Origin of the sequence: Streptomyces hokutonensis, from assembly GCF_042751305.1 — a bacterium.
Lineage (GTDB): Bacteria > Actinomycetota > Actinomycetes > Streptomycetales > Streptomycetaceae > Streptomyces > Streptomyces hokutonensis_A.
Window position 1 is genome coordinate 62,202 of the sequence record NZ_JBHYWD010000028.1, and the last position, 17,945, is coordinate 80,146.

Consider the following 17,945-nt stretch of genomic DNA (forward strand, 5'->3'; position numbering starts at 1 on the left):
GGGTGGGTGTGTGGGGGGGGGGGGGGGGGGGGGGGGGGGGGGCGGGGGCGGCCGCGCGCGCCCCCCCCCCCCCCCCCCCCCGCGGCACGGTGTCCGACTCCGCCGTGCTGCCGGCCTCCGGCTGGCTGCTGTGGGGAACCTGGCTGGTGGTCTGCGCGGCCGTGTTCTCGACCCAGAAGGGCATCTTCCACCCCTACTACACCACTCAACTCGCCCCGGCGATCGCCGCCCTGTGCGGCGGACTGACGGCCGCCCTGGTCCGAGTCCACCGCGCCGGCCTGCCCTGGGCGCCTCCGGTCGGTGTGGCCGCGGTCGTGCTGAGCGTGGCCTGGGCCGCGGTGCTGATCCGCCGGGAGCCCGACTGGAACGGCTGGCTGGTGTGGCCCGTGCTGTTGATCGCCTGCGCCGCGGTCACTCTGCTGGTGCTCTCACGGCGCCGTGGCCGGCTGCTGACGGTCGCCGGCTGCGCCGCGATCGCCTCGGTGCTGCTGGCGCCGGGAGCGTGGGCGGTGACCGTACCCGCCTCGACCGGCATGGGGGGCTCCAACCCGACGGCCGGTCCGATGACGCTCGGACTGGGCGGTGGCGGTGGCATGCCCCGGCAGAGCGGGAACAGCGGGGGCCTTCCCTCGGGCATGCCGTCCGGGATGCCGTCGAACATGCCCGGTCTCCCCGGGGGTGGTGCCTCTTCGGGACAGACCGCTGAACCCCCGTCCGGCGGAGTGCCCTCCGGCATGCCCACCGGGGGAGCGAACGGCATGCCCGGTGCACCCGGGGAAGCGGGCTCGAACGATCGCGGCACACCCTCGTTCCCGGGTGCCGGCTCGGGAACGGCCCCTGGTGGGGGCCGCGGCTTCGGCGACGGGGAACTCACCGCCGACCAGCGCAAGATCATCCGGTACGCCGTCGAGCAGGCACCTGACGCACGCATCAAACTCGCCGTCGAGGGCGGTGCCCTCAGCGCCAGCGCCTTCATCCTCGGCACCGACGAGACCGTCGTCGCCATGGGCGGCTTCACCAACAGCGACAACGCGCCGTCGGTGAACCAGCTGGAGAAGTGGACCAAGAACGGCCAACTACGCTACATCCTGGGCTCCGACACGAACGGCGGCAGCGCGCCGGGCCTGTCCGGCGGATACACCAAGCAGCGCTCCGACTGGATCGCCGACAACTGCACCAAGGTTCCGGCGTCGGCATACGGCGGCACCTCCGACACGTCGGCACAGAACAACGCCGGCGGTGTGATGGGGTTCGGAGGAAGCAACGTGCTCTACGACTGCGCCGCCAAGTAGCCGTCGCTAGAGCGACGGCCGTCACACGGCAGAACGGACCAGCAGACGCATGACCGAGCAGCTCACAGCAGCGCGGACGCGACGTCGACTCCTCGTGGTCGAGGACGAGCCCAGCATTCGCACCCTGTTGGAGGCAACGCTTCGCCTGACCGGATACGAGGTGCGCAGCACCGACACCGGACAGGCGGCCCTTGTGGAGATCGACCGCCTTCAACCGCATCTGGTGCTGCTGGACGTGATGCTGCCCGACCTGGACGGCTTCGAGGTGACCCGCAGGCTGCGGGCGGCGGGCAACGACTGTCCGATCCTGTTCCTGACCGCCCGCACCGGCACCGACGACCGCATCACCGGACTCGGTGCCGGCGGGGACGACTACGTCGCCAAACCCTTCAGTATCGAGGAGGTGCTGCTGCGCATCGAGGCCATCCTGCGCCGCACGGCGCCGGCCACCGAATGGCAGGCGGTGGAGAGCGTTCTGCGCTACGCCGACCTCGAACTCGACGAGGGCGCCCACGAGGTGCACCGCGCGGGACGGTACATCGCCCTGTCGCCCACCGAGTTCAAACTCCTGGCCTACCTCCTGTCGAACGCGGGCCAGGTGGTGAGCAAGGTCCAGATCCTCGACCACGTCTGGAGCTACGACTTCGCGGGCGACTCCCGGATCATCGAGACCTACGTCAGGTACCTGCGCAGGAAGGTCGACTGCTTCGAGCCGCCGCTGATCCACACCGTGCGCGGTGTCGGCTACTGCCTCCGGCGTCCCCGCGACCACGCAGGGGCGCCGGACCAGTGACCCGCTTCCTGCCCCGGCCGCCCAAGTCGGTGCGGCGGCGCCTCGTCCTCGGCGCCACCCTGCTCGCCACCGTGGCGGTCCTGACCTCCCAGGCGATCGGCTACGTGGTGCTTCGCTCCTGGCTGCTGGACCGCGTCGACGAGCAGCTCGTCGAGTTCCATCCACCGGATCCCGCCTACTACGACGCGCTCCGGGACACGCTCCCGGCCCCGGGAGCACGACAGGACGTGCTCCCCTCGGACTTCCACATCTACTTCTACGACTCCTCCGGGGCCCACCTGCACAACTCCCTGGGCTCCGAGACCAGGCCAGGACCCCGGCTGGCCGATCACGCGAAGGACCTCGGGCTGCGGAACGGGCACCCCGAAACCGTGCCCGCCGTCAGCGGTGACGGCCGCTGGCGGGTACTGCTGAACCCTGGTCCGGACGGCATGAGCGCGGTGGTCGCCCTTCCGCTCGACACCGTCGACGGCGCCACCTCGAAACTCCTGTGGCTGAACGCCGTGTTACTCGCCGTCACGGTCGTCGCCCTGATCGCCCTGGGCCGGTGGGTCGTACGGCTGGGACTCCTGCCCCTGACCAGGATGGAACGGACGGCTCAGGACATCACCGCGGGCCGGCTCGATCTTCGGTTGGCCGACACCGATGCGCATACCGAGATCGGACGACTCGGACGGGTCCTGAACTCCATGCTCGACCGCCTGCAGAAGGCGCTGTTGGCGCGGGAGACCTCGGAGGCCCGCCTGCGCCGGTTCGTCGCCGATGCCGGACACGAGCTGCGCACTCCGCTCACCGCCATCCAGGGCTACGCCCAGCTCGGCCTCCGACCCGAACCGCGCTCGGCCCTCGAACAGAAGGAGGCCAACCGGTTCATCGCCCAGAACGCGGAACGCATGAGCCTGCTTGTCGACGACCTCCAGTTGCTCGCGACCCTGGACAAAGAACCCTCCTACCGCAGGGAGCGGGTCGACCTGCTGTCCCTCGCGGCGGACGCCGTCAGCGCCGCCGCCGTCCACAGTGAGTCCCACCCCGTCGGCCTCGGCCCGCTGCGTACCCCGGCGGACCCCACCGGAGCGGAGGACCTCGACGTCGCGGAGACCGTCGGCGACCCGCACCGGTTGGGTCAGATCGTGGAGAACCTGCTCTCCAACGCCCGCACCCACACCCCGCCGGGCACCCGCGTCCAGGTGCGCGTCGGCACGACCGAGGCGGGTCCCCGAACCGGCGGTACGGACCGGCCCGGACGCACCACCGTGTCGCCTCCCCTGCCGGAGGGGCTGCCGGTCAGCGTGATCGAGGTGGCGGACGACGGACCGGGCCTCGAACCCGTCGAAGCCAAGCTCGTTTTCGAGCGCTTCTACCGCGCCGACCCCGCCCGCTCGCGCATCCACGGCGGCAGCGGCCTCGGCCTGGCCATCGCCGCGACCATCGCCGAGGGGCACGGCGGCCGTCTCGAACTCGACACGGCCCCCGGCCGGGGCTGCGTCTTCCGGCTGGTCCTGCCCACGGCCGACTGACGACAGGGGGCGACAGAGACCGCTGCGGTCAGCGGAACTCAACGGGTATGTGTGGAAGGGTCCTTGGGGATGCCCGCGCGGGATGCGAGCGGCCGACCGGTCACCAGGAGTGCGTCGACGGCGAGCGCATCCTCGTTCTGAGCCGGATCCGGCCCATCGCGGCGCCGTCCCACCAGACTGCCTGCCCACCCCAGCAGGAAGGCCGCGGGTACGGAGATCGTGGCCGGGTTGCTCGGGCCGAACCACGCGAAGTCGGCCGCAGGGAAAAGTGCTGTCGGACTGCCCGACACCGCCGAGGAGAACAGGTACAGGCCGATCGTCAGCGCTGTTCCGCCGTAGATCGTCCACAGCACACCCGTGCGGTTGAACCGGTTCCAGTAGAAGGTGTACAGCAGGGCCGGTGCCGCGGTCGACGCGGCCGTGGTCGTGGCGAGTTGGGCCAGGAAGCCGGCGGAGTGGCCCTGGGCGATCACCGCGAGTGCGATGCCGACGGCGCCGAAGAGCGCCACGGCGAGGCGGGCGGTCTTGATTTCGTCCGACGGGTCCGACTGCCTGTGCCGCGCGACATAGTGGTAGGAGTCGCGGGCGAGGGCACTGGCAGCCGCCAGTGTGGTGCCGCCGACGACCGACAGAACGCACAGGAACAGGGCGCAGGCCACGGTGGCGAACATCAGGTTGCCGAGTCCGTTCGCCGTCCCGCCTGTCAGGTTCCGTGCCAGGAGCATCAGCGCGCCGTCGGCATGTGCCTGCCCGCTGAAGATCTCACGAGTGCCGATCCGTGCCGACGCCGTGAACCCCAGCAGTATCAGCGCGACGCACAGGAAAGCGACGACACCGGCCGCGTATCGGATGGAACGTCGTGCCGTGGCGGGGTCCTTCATCGCGTAGACCCGGCTGAGGACGTGCGGCATGCAGGCGCTGCCCAGGACGAGCGCCAACTGCCCTCCGGCGAAGTCGAGGCGCGTGCTGCTCCCGACGCCGATCGTGCCGCCGGGGGACAGGTACCGGCCCGGCTGGCTGCTGCCCTCCGAGGCGGCGCTGATCAGGGCGTCGACGTCGCCGTGGAACGCCCTGACCGCGTAGGCGCAGAGCACGAACATCGCCGTGCCGATCACCGTGACGGCCAGTACCTGCACGGAGGTGAGCCCCTTGGCGCCGCTGAGCACTCCGCAGGTGACGACCAGACAGCCGATCAGTACGGTGCACAGCTTCTGGACGCCGATCCCGGTGAAGCCGAGCAGGGAGGCGCTGATGCTGCCGGCGGCCATCAACTGCACGATCAGGAACGGCCCGGCCACGGCGAGCGTGGCCACCGCGGCGGCGATCCGGGGGGCCGTTCCGGACGCTCGTAGCGACAGGAGTTCGCCGAGAGTGCAGGCGCCGCTCAGCTGGATCGGCCGGGCGAGCAGCAGAAGCACGCCGAGGGCAAGGAAGATGCTGCCGGCCGTGGTGACGCCGTCGAAGCCCGCGGTCGCCACCACGCCGGTGACGGTGAGCAGCAGGGAGGTCGACGCGAAGCTCCCTGCCAGCGCCAGTCCGCTCCTCCACGTCGGCAATGTTCGGTCGCCGATGTAGAACTCTCGTGCGGAGTGCTCGTCCAGGCTGGAGAAGACCGTCAGGAAGAGCGTCAGCATCATGAACAGCATGAAGCCGATCAAGACATGATTCGGGCTGCCGGAAGCGGCCGCCTGCAAGGTCCCACCGGTCATCTCGCGTCCCCCGGCCGGCCGTCGGCCGCTCCCGCGCCGGATCGCGCGTATGTCGGCTGCCAGGGGTCCAGCAGGTGGGTGCAGCGACGGTCGAAACGCCGGGCTGTCACCAGCAGCAGGACCACCTGGGCCAGGTACAGCGCCAGCCCGGCCGTCACCTGCGTGCCGGGCAGCTTGTGGGCCAGCAGATCGCCGGCCGTCGCACCCAGAACCAGGGTGGCGGCTAGAGCGATCGCGTTGGACGTCACAAAGGACCGGTCCAGCCGCAAGGCCTGTTGCCGCACGTGCTGCGGAGCCGACGAATCGCTCAGCGGGTCGCGATGATCCGGGGGTACGGATGGGTGGGGTCTGTGACGCATGGGGTCTTCTCCTGGTGGGTGACTGAATCGCATCGCCGTTGCCCAGGCAGAACGAGCGCGCGCTCTGTGTACGCGTCCTCGTCATCGAGGGGCACACGACCACGACGCAGTCCAACTGCCTGGCTACGGCGGGTCGTGGGGATCGCAGCGGGCGGCGGAGTCGGGTTCCGCAGTTGTCATCGCGCGCGCCAGTGCGGGCCTCGTCGCAGAGGATCTGTACTTCGGATCAGGAAGTGGCGCGGGTCCGAGCGGTGGACCCGCGCTCCTTGGGAATAGCCTGCCCGGAAGGCGTGTTCGAACTACTTCACGTCTTGGCGGGCGCAGGCTTCATCTCCGGGGACCGGGACCGGGACCGGGACCGGGGCCGGGACCAGGGCCGGGGCCAGGGGTCGGGCCCTGGCCGGACATCGGTGCCGCGGGAGCGGGCAGTCGCGGCGGGGGCGGGGGCGGACCCTGACGGAGGGGGCGGAGCACCTCCGCCCAGCGAGCCAGTTCCGAGAGCATGGGCGCGACGGAATCGGCGACCGGCGGAGGCGGGGTGAAGACCCCGTCCTGGACGTGCTGCATGACGAAGGGGACCGCGACCCCATCCGGGATCGGCATCATGCGCAGGGTCGTGACGATCTGCTTCATCACCTGCACGGAGCGCAGGCCGCCGGTGATGCCGCCATAGCTGACGAAGCCGACCGGGGCGTACAGCCACTCGTTGTGGAGGTAGTCCACGGCGTTCAGGAGGCTGGGCGAGGGACCGTAGTTGTACTCGGGAGTCACGAAGACGAAGGCGTCCGCCTCCTTGATCTTCGCGCTCCAGCGCCGCGTGTGATCGTGCTCGTAGCGGCCCATCCGAGGGGGACCGGGTTCATCGAGGAGCGGGAGGGCGTAGTCGGCGAGGTCGACCAGCTCGACCTCGAAGCCGCCGTGCTTCTCGGCCGCTTCCACCGACCAGTCGGCGACCGGCCGCGCCAGTCGGCCCGGCCTGGTGCTGCCCACGATGACCTGGAGTTTCACGGTGCTGTCCGTGCTGCTCACACCGGCTCCTTCCCTGGTGCAGACTTCTTGAGGGGCCCCCAGTGCTCGGTCAACCGGCCATCGCCGATGCGGAAGACGGCGAGGCTGTACCAGTCGTAGGTGCTGCCGGGGATCAGCGGGTCCGGGGTGGGCTGCTGCGTCATCACGCTCGCGAGTTCGCCCTCGGCGATGATGTTGACCACGGCGGGTGGCGGCCCGGCGTCGAGCGGCGCACGGCGGAGGTACTCGATCAGCTTTTCGCGGCCGTTTCCGGGGGCGTTGGGGTCGTGCTGGACGAAGTCCTCGGCGACGAAGCGCTTCACGATGTCGTGGATGCGGTCCTCGACGGCGTCGTCGCGGATCATCCGGGCCAGCTCGGCCACGAAATCGATCACGATCCGCTTGGTCGCGGCAGCGTCCGGGTCGGAAGACGCCGCGACCGCGTCGATGTAGTCGGGGCGGTCCATCCACGTCTGGTGGAGCTCGGGGTCGTCGATCCCGGCGATGCCGTCCACGATGCTGAAACCGCTCATCGCACGGGCTCCTTCCCCGGTACGGGGTTGCCGCGTTGCGGTACGGCGGCGCCGATCATGGGGAAGGGCTCGATCCCGAGGATGCGTCGGCCGTTCTGCTCGGCGAGCGGGTCGACGCGGATCGCCCCGTGCGAGGTGACCACACGGACGTCGCGGACGAAGCGCTGGATCGGGTTGGACAGCGCGATGGTCGAGGAGCCGAGTGTCTTCTGGAGGAGGTTGATGGCGTCCTCGCACAGGTTCGCCGCGTAGGCGAGCGCGAGGCTGATCTCGGATTCCTCCTCGTCGGTGAACTCCAGACCGGCCTGGGTGCGTGCGTCGACCTGGTCCGCGTAGCGTTCGATCGTCGAGCCGGCCAGGACGATCATCGCCTGGGCGCGCCCGGCGGCCACCTGGGCCGAGGCCATGTCGGCGACGCTCGGGTAGGGCAGGGTGAACGGCTTGCGCCTGCCGGCCTGTTCGGCGAAGCACGACAGCGTGCCGCGTGCCATGCCCAGCGCGATCGAGGTGTTGCTGAGCGCCACGGTCATCAGCAGTGCCCGGCCGCTCTGCTGGAAGGCGGCGCCGGTGTAGTGGTGTCGTATCCGGTCGAGCCGGGGCGGGAAGTCGCCGAGGTCGAGGAAGCGGTAGTCCGGGACGAAGATCTCGTCGGTGACCCGGAGGCTGTTGCTGGACGTTCCGGAGAGCCCCATGACGTGCCAGTCGTCGAGGATCTCGAACTGCTCCCGCTCCAGCACCACCACGCCTCGGCCGGTGCCGCCGGCTTCCGCGGGGTCGAAGGCGACCCCGACCATCGCCCAGCGGGCGTGCTTGCAGCCGCTGCCGAAGGCCCAGCGTCCGCTGACCATCCAGCCGTCGTCGACCTTGCGGGCGTCGCCGACGGCGGTCGCGAACACGGAGGCGCCGACGAGCGCGGGGCCCACCCAGCCCTCGACGTCCTTGCGGATCTCCTCGATCAGCTCGGGCTGGAGTCCGAGGAAGTTGCGCAGCCCGACACCGACGAAGGCGCTCCATGCCGCCGAGCCGTCCCCCTCACCGAGCGCCGCGACGACCTCGACCAGGTCCCGTGCGCCCAGAGCGGTACCGCCCCACTCGACCGGCATCGTCATGCGGTAGATACCGGCCTCGTCGAGCGCCTTCAACACATCGGGAGTCAGCTCCCCGATCCGCTCTCCCTCGCGGGCCTGCTCCCGGATCAGCGGCTTGAGTTCGCGGATCCGGTCACGCAGCTCACGTCCGGCGTCGGTCAGATAGGGCGACTCGACGGCCCCGAACTCCGGGAGCGGGCCCGGCGGAGGTATCGGTGGCACCCGGCGGGCAGTGGGCTGAGACATGGATTCTCCTTGATGGGCAAGGTGGCGAATTAATTGAACTGTACCGTGCAGTTCAATATGTCTGTCAAGGTAACCGACACGGTCAGGGCGATACGGCGGCGAGGACGGACGCGCGGGGGAGTGCGGTGACGTAGGCGCTCATCGCCCTGCTGTACGGCGCGCGGATACAGCGGGCGGCCTCGGTCGCCGGGCGTCGGGCATGGGGAAGCCTTCGCACCCGCCGGCGTCGGTGGTGCGGCTGATCGAAACCGGGACTTGTCTAGATCGGCATGTTCATGAACGGCTCAAGCCCCAGAATGTCCCGTCCGTTGATCTCCGCCATCGGCTCCAGCCGCAGCGCGCCGTGCGTCGCCAGCACGCGGATGTCGCGGACGTACCGCTGGATCGGGTTGGACAGGGCGACGGTGGACGAGCCGAGCGTCATCTGCAGCGCATCGATCGCCTGCGCCAGCATGTTGATCGCCCAGATCAGGTCCATCGTGATCACGGGCTCGTCCGGCGGTACGAAGTCCTCGCCGCGCAGTGTGCGGCGGTCCAGTTCGTCGGCGTATCCGTGAATCGTGGCCCGGGCGACGTTGATGGCCGCGCGCGCCTTGCCTGCCGCCACCTGGACCGACGGCATGTCGGCCACGGTCGGGTAAGGCAGGTTGAAGGGCCTGCGGCGCTTGGCCTGCTCCGTGAAGGACTCCAGACAACCCTCCGCCATCCCGAGGGCCAACGCGGCGAAGTGGACCGGGACGAGCAGCATCTGCGCCACCATCCCGAATTTGAAGGCGAGTCCTTCGTACCGGCCGCGCAGGGCATCCAGCCTCGGCGGCATCTCGGCCAGGTCGAAGACCCGGTAGTCGGGAACGAAGCCTTCTTCCCCGAGCGTCGTGATGCTGTTGCTGGAGGTCCCCATCAGACCCATCACGTGCCAGTCGTCGAGTACCCGGAACTCCTCGCGCGGGAGCAGCGCCATCGCCCGGCGCGGCTTTCCGTCCTCGCCGGTGTAATCGAGGCCCACCGTGGCCCAGGCCGTGTGCTTCGCCCCGCTGCCGTAGGTCCACTTGCCGCTGATCATCCAGCCGCCGTCGACCTTGCGCGCCTTGCCGACCACGGGTGAGAGCAGCGAGGCGCCGATGATGATCGGCCCCTCCCAGGTGGCGATGTCGCGGAAGACCTCGTCGACGAGACGCTGCGGGTAGGCGAGGCTGTTGCGCGTCGCGGTGGAGACGACCGCCAGCCAGCCGGCCGCGGCATCCCCGGCACCCAGAGCCGTGATGATCTCGGTGATGTCCCGGGCGCCGAGTGCTGTGCCGTCGTATTCGGCGGGCAGGGTGAGTTTGAAGATGCCGGCGTCGCTGAGGGCCTTGAGCGTCGCCGGGGTGAGCGCCCCTATTTTCTCACCGTCTCCCGCGTTCGCCCGCAGGGTCGGAATGAGTTCCCTGACCTCGTCGCGGATTCGTCGGCCGGTCTCACTCAGGAACTCCGACTCTCGCCGCGGCGGAGGCGGCGCGGAGCCCGGGAAGGCGGTAACGCTCGATTGGCTCATCTTTTCCTCGAATCACTAGGCCACGATGCGGATCGGCGCGCATCGAGCGCCCCATCACGTCGGGCTGTCGTCCAGGCAGCGATCGGCCGGCCTGACGCGGTATCCGGACCGTCGACAGGCGGACCGGGCGGATGTCGGTGCAGCCGAGCATTCGCCGACGATTTCGACCGGTGAGCCGGTCGGCAGCGGCGGGACCTGCCGAGCACCAAATCATACTGGACGGTACAGTCCTGTCAAAGGTCGGCGCGAAGTCCGCAGGTGGGGGAGGCGCGCGCGGCTGAGGGTGGCGGTCGGCGGCGGAGTCGTAGGCGGTGCTCCGCTCACGCGGTGCCGGATCGCTCCAGCTCGTTGACAACGCTCAACCGTGCGTATTGACTGCACTGGACCGTACAGTACGGAAATAGTGTTGAAATCCCCCGGAGGCAACGTTGCAGGAGTACACGATCGTCGGCGGGGTCGCGCAGATCCATGACCCCGCTTTCTTCGACGTATGGATGTACCGGGATGACTTCGCCGAGGCGCTGTCGAAGTCGCCGACAGCCGAGGTGACCACGATGAAGCGCCTGGTCATCGAGTTCGAGGCGGCTCTGGCCCGGATGATGCTGAGCGGGCGTGTCGATGAGCAGGTCGACGGCATCCTCGAGAAGTTCATCGTCGATGACTACATCCAGAACGATCCGAACGTGCCCGGCAACGGGCGTGCGTTCCTGGCGGACGGATTCCGGAAGATCCCTTTGACCGGGGACGCACCGCCCCCTCCCGTGGCGTTGATGGTCGAGGGTGACCTCGTCAGTCTGCTGATGCAGAAGCCTTGGCCCGACCCGACGGCCCCCGGATCGACCTACGACTGGTTCATCCCCACCGTCTTCCGGATCAAGGACGGGAAGCTGGCCGAGCACTGGGGCTCGTACAAGAAGGGTGGTCACGACGCCGGGCCCGGGCCGGCACCGGAGTAGGCACCGCCGCGCTCCGGGCCCGGGAAATCCCTCGCCACGGCGCGCCCAGCAGCTGACGGTTTCGCCCGCGGTCGGTCCGAGGCCGTCAGCGGAGCCGTCGACGATTTGCGCGGAGTCGATCGCGGTGACCTCGGTCCTCCGCGTGTGTCGGGCGGTATCGGCCCGGGACCCGACGCTGACGAGCGGGGCGCGGAGATCGCCGTACCACCGCTCGACCTGGCTCGTCCAGGAGCGGCCGGTCGGGGCGAAGCGGACGTGGACGCGGGCACGTCCGCCCGGCCGCGCTCTGCTCTCGGCGGTGCCGAACGCCGCGCACTACGTGTCCGCGACAAGCGGGTCGCCGGATGGTTCGACTCCGTCGGTCCGGTGGGGTTCGAGGCCGAACTCCTTCCAGATCCGCCCGACGCTCGACGGTGACACCCCGGACTTCTTCGCCATCGAGGCGCGGGACCAGCGGGCGGCGTCTTCCGGGGCGGATTTCAACGTGGACACCAGTACGTCCTCCACCTGATCCGACGTGATCGAGGCGGGCCTGCCCGGGCGGTCCTGATCGGCCAGCCCATCCAGTCGCTCCGCTACGAACCGGGCCCGCCACTTGCTCACCGTCGCTGCGGAACAACGCAATTCGTCGGCGACCGATTTGTTGTCCGCGCCGTCCGCGCACGCCAGGACGATCTTCGAGCGCAGCGCCGACGTGTGCGAGGCCGCATCCCCTGCCCGACGCATCAGTTCGGCACGTTCGCCCGGACTGAGCACCAGGTCCGTCGTGGGCCGTCCTGGCCGGGGCGTGTCGAGCAGACCTGTCAGCCGATGCTCGGCGAACCGAGCCCGCCACTTGGAGACCGTCATCCCGCGCGTCCCGCACCGGGACGCGACCGCTGCATCGGACAGACCCTCCCCGCACGCCAACACGACTTTCGCCCGGTTGGCCAGCCGGGGCGCGACCTTGCCACGCGCCCACCTGCGCAGCTCGGCACGCTCCTCATCGGACAGCACGATCTCCACGGCGCGGGGTCCCGGAGCCGACGTGCCGACCGCGTCGGAATTTATTGAGTCAATTTCAGGCGCGCTCGAAGCGGGTTCCGGGTGGGGCGACGGCCTCGTGTGCGCGACGTGGACCTCTGGCAGCTTTCCGGCGTCCCGGTTGCGCAGGGCCCGCAGGAAGATGTTCGTCGTCAGCTCGGCCTGGGCCTGGAGGAAGGCCGGGTCACGGTCGCGGCCCACATCCACGAGCGCGTCGATGTGAACGGCCGACGAGGCCATCCGGATGAACAGCCCGGCGTAGGCCTCCGGATCGGGCAGGACGTATCCGTGCAGGTCCGCGTCTTCGCGAAGTGTCCTGGCAACCAGTTCGACGATGTGGGGAACGCCGAGAGACCGGACGACCTTGGTCAGCTCCGGGCGGCGGACCGCTTCGGTGACCATGACCCGTGAGAAGGCAAGGAACTGCTGGGTTGTGGTGGCCTCGAGAACCTTGAACACGATCTGGGTGAGCCGCTGCTCAGGGTCGTGGGTGGCGGCGAGCATGGCCTTGTCGAGGTCGAGGTCCACCGCGGCGCCACCGCGTTCGGTCGCGGCGCAGAAGAGCTCGGCCTTGTCACCGAAATGTGCGTACACGGTCGTCTTGGCGACGCCTGCGTGGGCGGCGACCGCATCCATGGAGGTTCCGTCGAAGCCGCCGGCCAGGAACAGCTCTACCGCCGCGTCGAGCACGGCCTCGCGTTTGGCCTGGGATGCTGCCCCGCGAGGGGCCTCCCTGGGCGTCTCGCTCGTCGTCACAGCCCACTCCTCCACCCTCTTGACGCGACCTGAACCCTACCGTACCGTCCAGATCACACTGGACGGTACAGTTCAGTTGATCGCGACCTGTCCGAGACGGGAACAGCGCCTGGAGCCGCCGCGACAGCCCTCCCCATCAGCAGCACACACAACTGAATAACGCGGTCGTCAAAGCCGACGCCCGCTTCTACCGAGTTCAAGGAGTTCCGATGTCTCCAACGACGAATCCATCGGAAACACCGGGGTCTCCCCCTACGCTCGTCCCGCCCGTACCGATGTCGACCCGTGAAAGTGCTCCGCCGAAGACAAGCTGGAAACACTATGCCGCGGACTTCATCAAGGCACCCCGTCAGGCCAAGGCCGCGCTCATAGGCAGTCTGCTGCTCGTGGCGGTCAGCCCGTCCGCCTTCTCGGCGCTCACCCCGTACGTCGCACCGGCGTACGCCATGAAAACCGGCACGACGCCGGCGGACGCGATTCTTCTCTTCGTCACCGTGCCGCTCGTCATCGGCCCGCTCCTGCTACCGGTCGTCGGACGCTGGGTGGACCGACGGGGCGCTCGGCGCGTCGCGATTCCGGCGGTGGTCCTTTACGCGATCACCACGGCGGCCGTCCCGCTCGCCGCGGGGAGGGTCTGGCTGCTGGAGACACTCCTCATCGTCGCGTCGGTCTTTGGATTCGCCGCGAGCCTCGGGGTCGTCTTCAAGATCATCTCGACGTGGTTTCCCGAGCACCGCGGAATCGGGTTCGGACTCGTCGGAGTGACGTCGAGTGTGGCCGGTGCTGTCCTCTCACCGGTGTTCCAGTGGCTCGTGAACGGTGACACTCCTGCGGTTTCCTCGGCGGTGTCCGCTCACCCCGCGGGAAAGCCGAGCGGGCCGCCGCCGGTCTTCGCCACCGACCCCGGGGTGTTCACGGGGCTCGGCTGGGACGGTGTGTACTACGTGGCCGCGATCGCGATCGCCGTCGTCGGTATCCCGGCCGTCCTCTGGCTCGTCTCCGAACCGAAGGTCACTCCGACGACCGGACCGAAGCTCCTTGAGGCCAATCTGCCAGGTGTGCCGTTCCGGCAGGCGATTCGAACCCGTGCCTGGATCTTCATCGTGCTGCTCCTCACGTTCGTCTCCACCGGCCCGGTGTCGATACGCCAGAACGCCGTGGATTTCTTCGGTAAGAACGGCATCGACTCCGCAACCGTGTCGCTCGGACTCTCCGTGCTCTTCAGCGCGTCGGTCGTGGGACTGCTCGTCGCCGGAACCGTCCTCGACCGGGCGCGCCGTCCGTGGATCGTGGCGGTGCTCATCGCGACGGTCCCGGTCGGGCTGGCGCTCGCGCTCATCAACGGCGGCTCCCTCGCGCTCTTCTACGTCGCCATGGCACTGCTCGGCTTCGCGACCGGCGCGGAATCGGCCCTCGGTCCTGCGCTGATCGCCAAGTACCTCGGGCTGAAGTCCTTCGGATCGATGCAGGGGCTGACCCTCGCGATCACGGGTTCGGCGCTGGCGCTCGCCCCGTATGCGGTGAGCGCGATCCAGGCAAGTTCCGGTAGCTACACCCCGGCCCTTCTGATGCTCGTCGGGCTCACTGGCATCGCGGTCGTTCTGGCCGCACTGCTTCCGAAATACCCGCGGCCGTGGGTGATGCCGACGCCGGCCGGGGACGACGTGCCCAGTCGGCCGACGTCCGCCTCGTAGCCCCACCGCCGGCGCACCGATGGTCACAGCCGACGAGGCGCCTGGCCGATCTCGGCTTCCGCCCTCTTCGGCCGCATCGGCATCACGGTCCTGAATTGCGGGGCCTGATCCGCAAGGCCGTCGCCGAATGGGTTTCCGCCACCGGGGGATCGGCTGTTGTCGCGCACACGCGACGCTGATGACGCGTCAATCGGCCGCGACGGACATTCCGCCCCACTCCTCCGGGGCGACGTCGGCGAGCGTCTCCGAGAACGTCCATTGATGGCCCGCGAGGTCCTCGACGCTGTACTGCCGTTCGCCGTACTCGAAATCGGTCGGCTCCATGATGACGCGTGCGCCGTGCGCCAGGGACCGCTCGTAGTGGGCGTCGACGTTCTCCACTCGTACCGTCACCGAGTGCGTGACCTCGCCGGGGCGGGGCGGGCGGCGATCATGCCGTACGTCTCCGACGATCACGGCACCGTCGCCGAAACCGAGCTGTGCGCGATGGCTCTCACCGATCCGCACCCGTTCGGCGAACCCGAAGGCCGCGCCGAGCCAGGCGACCGCCTCGCGCACATCGGGATAGATCAGGACGGGGATGACCGTCGACGCCGGAATGGAGCGGTTCGGCTTCATGGCTGACTCCAGACGCTTGGGGTGAGTCGCGCGACTCAAGAGCGTACCCACCAGCCGGTGCCAGGGCTGCTCGTCACCGGAGACCCTCGCGGTCGCGGAGAGCAGGCCGTCCGGTCTCAGCCTCAATTCAATGAGTACTGTGCATCGTGAAGTTGCTGGTCACGGGTCTGGTGTGCGCAGGGTTCGGGATGCTCGTGCTGGTCGTGGGTGGATGACTTCGGTGAAGGTCGTCGGTCACCGGGACACTTCGCGGTTCGTGAGGACGAGCAGGGCCCTGACCAGGGTGGTCGCCCAGGTCGGGTCGGTGCGGACTTTGACGAGCGCGCGCCGGTTTTCGAGGTGGGCGAAGCCGTGCTCCACCGGTGCCCGGACCGCTGCCAGTGCGGTGTTCGACAGCTTCTGTCCTCGTGTCGGAGGCCGGTTCCGGGCGGCCTTGTAATCGGCGATCGCCCCGAGGCCGGCCGCCCCGAGCTTGGTCATCTTCGCCCGCAACGGTTCCAGCTTTCCGTGCGCCGTCACCTCAAGGCCCAGCTCCTCGCCGACGGCCCTGACCTGCACCGGGCCGTCGGCAGCCCGCACGATCGCCAGGATCTTGCGGTAGTCGGCGGGCGGCGCGGCCGCCACAGCCCAGTCCTGTTCGGCCAGCCGGTGCAGGACCCGCTCGGCGATCACCAACTCCTCCCGCTCGGCCTGGACTTCCGTCAGTTGCTGGGCCAACTCCTCGGCGAGCGTGTCCAGTTCATTCCGGCGAGCCGTGATCCACTCCGGCTCCAGCATCCCCATGCCCTCCCCGCGCTCTACTGGCACCGGCCCGGTCAGGGACCGCAGGAGTGGGCACGGCGGTCGGCCGACAACGGCCCTGGTGACAGGTCAGATGAACTTCACCGTGGACACCCGCCGACGACCAGCGCGAGTACCCCGCACGCCAGCGCCGTGACCTGCGTACTTCATGTTGCACAGGTCTCAATGGCAGAGCCGACGGGTGCAGCGCGGGCGGGTCCGGATGCGCGCGGCGATCCGCCGCAGAGCACAAGTGCTGGTCACGACCGTTCGTTGACGGTCGTGACCAGCACTTGTATGCAGGGCGCCCTAGTTGCCTATGCGCTCACCGGCGTCGCTGGGTTCCGGCTCGGAGACGGCCGGGCTCTCGGCGGGTTTCGGATAGCGGGGGAGGAAGATCGCCAGGGCGAGGACGATGAGGCTTCCGGCGGTGAGGGCGATGAGGGTCGCGGTGTATCCGCCGGTGCTCTCCGCGACTCCTTCAGCCACGACGGGGAAGAGCCCGATGCCGACGAGGCTGACGATGCCGAGGGTGATGCCCTGGATCTGGGCGAAGGCCCGCATGCCGAAGTAACAGCCGACGAAGTAGGGCCCGGTGGTGGATTCCGCGCCGGTCACGACGCCGAGCAGGGCCATGGTGAGGATCAGGGCCCACATGCCTCCCGTGGCCACGAAGACCACGAGCATGCCGAGCACCAGGCACACCATGAAGGGTACGAAGGCGCGCGGGGTGCGCCACCGGTCGAGGGCGATGCCCGCGAAGATCTGTCCGGCGACGGAGGCCACCAGCATGACCGACACCGACAGCGACACCTCGGTGGCGGAATAGCCGCGGTCGCCGAAGAGGGACACTGCGTTGAGGCGCACGCTCATCGCCACGCCGGCCGCCACGGTCAGTACCAGCACCATGTACCACCAGGCCCGGGTCCTGAGGGCCCGGCCCAGGGGCAGGCCGGGCAACTCCTTGTGCGCCAGGCGGCCCTTTCCTGGCTGCGGAAGGGGGTTCCCGTCGGTGAGCGGTGCCGATGCGGGTTCGTACATCAGGAAGTACTGGGCCGGGAAGACGATCAGCAGGACGCATCCGCCGATCAGCAGGTAGGTCGTCCGCCAGCCGAAGTGGTCGATGGACAGCTGGCTCAGGGGCGAGAGTGCGGCACCGGCGAGGCTGGAGGTCGCGCCGATGAGCAGGGAGTAGCCCAGCCCGCGGTGGTGGGGGAACCACTCGGAGACGACCTTGTACACCACGCCGAGGATGGAGGTGTAGCCCAGGGCCGTGCTCACCAGCAGGATCGCCGTCAGTTCGACACCGTTCGCGCCCACGAGCGCCACTGCGGCCGTCGAGAGCGCGTAGAGGGCGGTGCCCGGAACGGCGACCGCCCGGGCGCCCCAGCGGTCGACCAGACGGCCGGCCAGGGGCAGCACGAAGGGGGCGGCCACGGTGGGGATGTTGAAGACGGTCAGCGTTTCCGAGTGGGACCAGCCGAAGTCCTTCGCGACCGGGTCGATGAGGAAGGTGACGGCGGTGACGAGAGCGGGGGGACTGAAAGCCATGGCGAGCACGCAGGCGATCGCCGCTTTCCAGGCCGGTGTGGGATAGGCGCGCAGCGCGGACAAGGACTCCCGCAGGGAGACGGTGGCAGGGGCATCCGGCTGGCCGGGCGGAGCGGATTCCGGTGGGGACTGGGGCGCGGACATCGTCGTCCTTCCTCGCGCAAGGAGATGGCGACCGCCGGCTGAGCGGGCGGGGCGGTCTCGTGCGGCCAATGGCTCGCTGAGGCGTCGAGCGTCAAGCGGCACTCCGATTAGTGCACTGTACGGTCCAGTGCATTCGATCGGTCAAGAGGGCTGCACGAAATCGAGTCGCCTTCGCCGCCCGAAGGGAGGCCGCAGGGAGGCGGAGGGGGTGCGGTGTCCGGCGTCCCTCAGGGGCGCTCGGGAAGGCCGCGGGGGGGGGGGGGCCCGCCCCCCCCCCCCCGCCGCCACAAGAGCAGTCGCATATACACCAACTACGCAGACCACCACAACAACAGGTTAGAAAA

At 69.3% G+C, this 17,945-nt stretch carries 15 protein-coding genes; 5 read left to right on the forward strand and 10 right to left on the reverse strand.

Features of this window, described 5'->3' with window-relative positions; genetic code table 11:
- The first annotated feature begins 89 nt into the window (after positions 1-89).
- The 3 genes from ACFXC1_RS44080 to ACFXC1_RS44090 are packed head-to-tail and all read left to right on the forward strand — an operon-like array spanning position 90 to position 3,602.
- The gene (locus ACFXC1_RS44080) at positions 90-1,292 is read left to right on the forward strand and encodes a mannosyltransferase YkcB-related protein (RefSeq protein ID WP_381254148.1); all 1,203 of its coding nucleotides are present in this window, start codon (positions 90-92) and stop codon (positions 1,290-1,292) included.
- Positions 1,293-1,341: 49 nt separating this feature from the next.
- Positions 1,342-2,085, forward strand: coding sequence for a response regulator transcription factor (locus ACFXC1_RS44085; protein ID WP_381254151.1), 744 nt, complete (start codon positions 1,342-1,344; stop codon positions 2,083-2,085).
- Complete coding sequence (locus tag ACFXC1_RS44090) at positions 2,082-3,602, forward strand: sensor histidine kinase (protein ID WP_381254153.1); 1,521 nt, start codon at positions 2,082-2,084, stop codon at positions 3,600-3,602. The genes ACFXC1_RS44085 and ACFXC1_RS44090 overlap by 4 nt, the downstream gene beginning before the upstream one ends.
- Before the next feature lie 38 nt (positions 3,603-3,640).
- Here the strand turns inward: ACFXC1_RS44090 and ACFXC1_RS44095 are convergent, their stop codons facing one another.
- From ACFXC1_RS44095 to ACFXC1_RS44120, 6 genes are all read right to left on the reverse strand, one after another.
- Positions 3,641-5,311 (reverse strand): sodium:solute symporter family transporter, encoded by a 1,671-nt coding sequence (locus tag ACFXC1_RS44095; RefSeq protein WP_381254156.1) that lies wholly within the window; start codon positions 5,309-5,311, stop codon positions 3,641-3,643.
- Complete coding sequence (locus ACFXC1_RS44100) at positions 5,308-5,559, reverse strand: hypothetical protein (RefSeq protein WP_381254157.1); 252 nt, start codon at positions 5,557-5,559, stop codon at positions 5,308-5,310. Before ACFXC1_RS44100 ends, ACFXC1_RS44095 begins: the two co-directional genes overlap by 4 nt.
- 438 nt (positions 5,560-5,997) lie before the next feature.
- Positions 5,998-6,699 (reverse strand): NADPH-dependent FMN reductase, encoded by a 702-nt coding sequence (locus tag ACFXC1_RS44105; RefSeq protein ID WP_381254159.1) that lies wholly within the window; start codon positions 6,697-6,699, stop codon positions 5,998-6,000.
- Positions 6,696-7,211, reverse strand: a complete 516-nt coding sequence (locus ACFXC1_RS44110) for a nuclear transport factor 2 family protein (protein WP_381254162.1) — start codon at positions 7,209-7,211, stop codon at positions 6,696-6,698. Before ACFXC1_RS44110 ends, ACFXC1_RS44105 begins: the two co-directional genes overlap by 4 nt.
- Positions 7,208-8,545, reverse strand: a complete 1,338-nt coding sequence (locus ACFXC1_RS44115) for an acyl-CoA dehydrogenase family protein (RefSeq protein WP_381254165.1) — start codon at positions 8,543-8,545, stop codon at positions 7,208-7,210. Before ACFXC1_RS44115 ends, ACFXC1_RS44110 begins: the two co-directional genes overlap by 4 nt.
- Positions 8,546-8,804: 259 nt before the next feature.
- Positions 8,805-10,079: an acyl-CoA dehydrogenase family protein gene (locus ACFXC1_RS44120; protein ID WP_381254168.1), complete on the reverse strand. Its 1,275-nt coding sequence runs from the start codon at positions 10,077-10,079 to the stop codon at positions 8,805-8,807.
- Positions 10,080-10,507: 428 nt separating this feature from the next.
- On the opposite strand from ACFXC1_RS44120, the gene ACFXC1_RS44125 reads away from it, so the two are divergent.
- Entirely contained in the window at positions 10,508-11,035 is a 528-nt protein-coding gene (locus ACFXC1_RS44125) for a nuclear transport factor 2 family protein (protein ID WP_381254171.1), read from the forward strand.
- A gap of 315 nt (positions 11,036-11,350) precedes the next feature.
- Here the strand turns inward: ACFXC1_RS44125 and ACFXC1_RS51245 are convergent, their stop codons facing one another.
- Positions 11,351-12,814: a helix-turn-helix domain-containing protein gene (locus ACFXC1_RS51245; protein ID WP_463294421.1), complete on the reverse strand. Its 1,464-nt coding sequence runs from the start codon at positions 12,812-12,814 to the stop codon at positions 11,351-11,353.
- A 275-nt stretch (positions 12,815-13,089) separates the two neighbouring features.
- On the opposite strand from ACFXC1_RS51245, the gene ACFXC1_RS44145 reads away from it, so the two are divergent.
- The gene (locus ACFXC1_RS44145; protein WP_381254174.1) at positions 13,090-14,508 is read left to right on the forward strand and encodes an MFS transporter; all 1,419 of its coding nucleotides are present in this window, start codon (positions 13,090-13,092) and stop codon (positions 14,506-14,508) included.
- A gap of 186 nt (positions 14,509-14,694) precedes the next feature.
- Here the strand turns inward: ACFXC1_RS44145 and ACFXC1_RS44150 are convergent, their stop codons facing one another.
- The 3 genes from ACFXC1_RS44150 to ACFXC1_RS44160 form a co-directional block, all read right to left on the reverse strand.
- Complete coding sequence (locus ACFXC1_RS44150; protein ID WP_381254176.1) at positions 14,695-15,126, reverse strand: VOC family protein; 432 nt, start codon at positions 15,124-15,126, stop codon at positions 14,695-14,697.
- 234 nt (positions 15,127-15,360) lie between these two features.
- Positions 15,361-15,903 (reverse strand): hypothetical protein, encoded by a 543-nt coding sequence (locus ACFXC1_RS44155; RefSeq protein WP_381254179.1) that lies wholly within the window; start codon positions 15,901-15,903, stop codon positions 15,361-15,363.
- Between the two features lie 312 nt (positions 15,904-16,215).
- Positions 16,216-17,601 carry an MFS transporter gene (locus tag ACFXC1_RS44160; RefSeq protein WP_381254182.1) on the reverse strand — a complete coding sequence of 462 codons (1,386 nt, stop codon included), beginning with the start codon at positions 17,599-17,601 and terminating at the stop codon, positions 16,216-16,218.
- Positions 17,602-17,945 lie beyond the last annotated feature (344 nt).